Genomic DNA, 2525 nt, shown 5'->3' with positions numbered 1-2525 from the left:
CGTCTTCGGCCTCACGTAGCAGTTCATCGATTTCTTCCTCAGTCAAGTGATGCTCAATCTCTTTTCGACGTGAGCGCTCCATTACTCTTCTATCAAGCTTAACTAACAAAAGTTTTCATACTCATTAAGGCTCGCCGCCTGCTCCCTTTCTCCGGACGTATCCGGGAGAGGCATCGCCATCGTCACCTGATCAAGGGAGCAAGGTACCATAGTTTTGACCCTTTGACGACCACCGCCAGCGGCAGTTACTGCATCTTCTGAGCGCAAGAACCGCTCTTTGACGCTGTGAAACCGTGAGTTATTGACCCTACCCCGACGCAGTCTTGCGTTCAACAGGGCAAGAAAGCATGTAGGACCGGGGTGGCAAGGCGTCGATTTGGGATTGAATCGGGGCGTATCGGTAGACAAATACCGGATTCTAACACACCCAGAGACGGCTTTATTGAAATCCGTGGTCGCTGATAGTTCGCTGACGCCGTGCTGAATACAGAGCGCGTATCTCACACGGAATCATCTCCCAATTCGAGTAGGCCGGATCGCTCAGTACAGCCTACTCTGAGAGAACCTTACAACACTCCGAGAGCGGTGGGTGGTGACTACGCGCTCGCGGGTGTACCATCGGCATCTCCGCTATCGATGAGCGGGTAGTCGATGTGGACCTCGATGCGGTCGAACGGAACGACGGGTTGAATCGCACCGCTGGGCCCGCCCTCTTCGAGCGTGAGGATCCCCAGTACTTCCAGCTGCTTCAGGTCCGAGTGGACGTCGGACACGTCACGCTCGACGAGACGCGCTGCCTCGCGCATGCTCTCGGGCACCTCTTCCGCGATCGCCCGAATGAGCTCGAGGCGCAGCGGCGTGAGACTGTCGACGAAGTCGTCGTAGGTGCCGAACTGGAGCGTTGCTGTTCCATCCTGATCGTCGAGATTGTCGGCCTCGACGTCTTGGACGAACTGGAGCGCGTCCTGACGGAGCTGTTCTCGGTCATCGACGGTGATGTGGAGTGTGGTCATGGTCGGGGTGTGTCGGGTGGTGTTCGATCAGTGCGGCCGGGGCGGATCGCCGCCGACGGCGTCCCAGTACTCGTCCGCGCTCGCCCAGAACTCGACAAGCCGGTCCTCCATTCCGGGGAACTCGACGTCGTCGAGGTCACCGGCTGCGGTGTGGTGTTCGTGGCCCTTCGTGTCCTCGTGGGAGTTGTCGTATCGGACGAGCGTGAGGTCGTCGAGAGTGCCCAGATGGAGCGTGTACTTCCAGCCCGAGGGGTACGTCTCGGTGTCGTCGGTCGGCCGAAGCACGACGTTCTCGACGAGACCGGCCTCGATGTGGGTGTACTGGAACAGCGGTTTCCGGGCCATCTCTCATCTGTTGGGACACCGGCCAACGCTATAAGCGTTGGGCAGAAGTCCAACACTGAACACAAACCGCTCGAGGTTCGCCACCACGGTCCGATCGACGCTACGGGCCATCTCATTACTGGGTAGGGGGCGGCGACCCCACACCGCTCCCGAAACCCAATCTTCCCAGAGGGGATGCCACAGTATCAATCGTTGCTAAGACACAGTAATGCTATTTCGACTGTGTGAAACCACCTGCTCGGGCGTAAGCCAGACACGGGTTGCTCGCTTTGAGTTTCCGAATCCGCCGATTCGCTCATCTATTTAAGTAGCTCGTAGCGCTAATTGCGCCGCTTAGCCATTTGAGCTTCCGACTTCATTAACAAACTCGGAAACTCAAACTAGCATGGGTAGCTCGACGTACACCGCCTTCGAAATGAAGACCCCGTTATCGAGGTGAAATTGGACCTGAAGATGCTGAAATCTCTTTTTTAGACATATTACCGTCTGAAACAGCTGGTCACTGAAGAGTGCTTACCCGGCCAACAACTAACAATACGGTAGGAAAACAACAGGTATGGAACATCTCGACGGTGGTCGGGTCCGGAGGCACCTCTTCGGTGACCGTCTTCCTCGTTGGGCTGTTATCGGTTCTGTTGTCGGTCTCTTGGGTCTCGCGTCTGTCGCGTTCCTCCTCGGTGTGGGTGTTCGCCTCTATGATTTCTGGGGCTGGCTTGTGATCGTTCCGGGAACTGCCGTCATTGCGGGGATCTTCGGTGCGGGCTTAGTCCCAACCGTCGGCACACTCTGGCTGATTAGCCTCTGGGGGTACGCCTTTCCACCACTCGTCGGTTATCTCTCTGGTGAGTGGATGGGGGCAGGCCGGTACACCTCGCCGAGAATGCTGGGGTTTGCATACGGATCTGCCCGCGCCGAATTACTTGGAGGACTCGAAACAAGTGTTAATTTTGGGCTGGCGCTTGCGGTCATCGTCGGAACAACCGGCTACGTTGTGGGGTCCGTCGTCAGATGGATAGCGATGCGCATGCGGTCGGCTTGATTACTGAACAGCCTGTACGGATAGAACCCAGCTCAGATATGTCACTTTCTGAGGATTTCAACAAGCCCGGATCTCCCTATTAGATGGTGATGCTAGAGGTTCAGATAAATAATAATATATCTTTGTCT

The 2525-nt window shown here is 56.4% G+C and carries 3 protein-coding genes; 1 reads left to right on the top strand and 2 read right to left on the bottom strand.

Going from position 1 to position 2525, the window contains the following annotated elements; translation table 11 throughout:
* Window positions 1-596: 596 nt before the first annotated feature.
* Window positions 597-1013, bottom strand: a complete 417-nt coding sequence (locus B9H04_RS17715) for an HVO_A0114 family putative DNA-binding protein (RefSeq protein WP_049933529.1) — start codon at window positions 1011-1013, stop codon at window positions 597-599.
* A 27-nt stretch (window positions 1014-1040) separates the two neighbouring features.
* Window positions 1041-1358: a toxin-antitoxin system TumE family protein gene (locus tag B9H04_RS17710; RefSeq protein ID WP_049933527.1), complete on the bottom strand. Its 318-nt coding sequence runs from the start codon at window positions 1356-1358 to the stop codon at window positions 1041-1043.
* A 556-nt stretch (window positions 1359-1914) separates the two neighbouring features.
* On the opposite strand from B9H04_RS17710, the gene B9H04_RS17705 reads away from it, so the two are divergent.
* Complete coding sequence (locus tag B9H04_RS17705) at window positions 1915-2397, top strand: hypothetical protein (RefSeq protein ID WP_080508771.1); 483 nt, start codon at window positions 1915-1917, stop codon at window positions 2395-2397.
* Window positions 2398-2525: the final 128 nt, after the last annotated feature.

Origin of the sequence: Halorubrum ezzemoulense DSM 17463, assembly GCF_002114285.1 — an archaeon.
In the GTDB taxonomy this organism is placed as follows: Archaea; Halobacteriota; Halobacteria; order Halobacteriales; family Haloferacaceae; genus Halorubrum; species Halorubrum ezzemoulense.
Note: the sequence above shows the minus strand (reverse complement) of the source record. Positions and strands in the feature narration are given on the sequence as shown.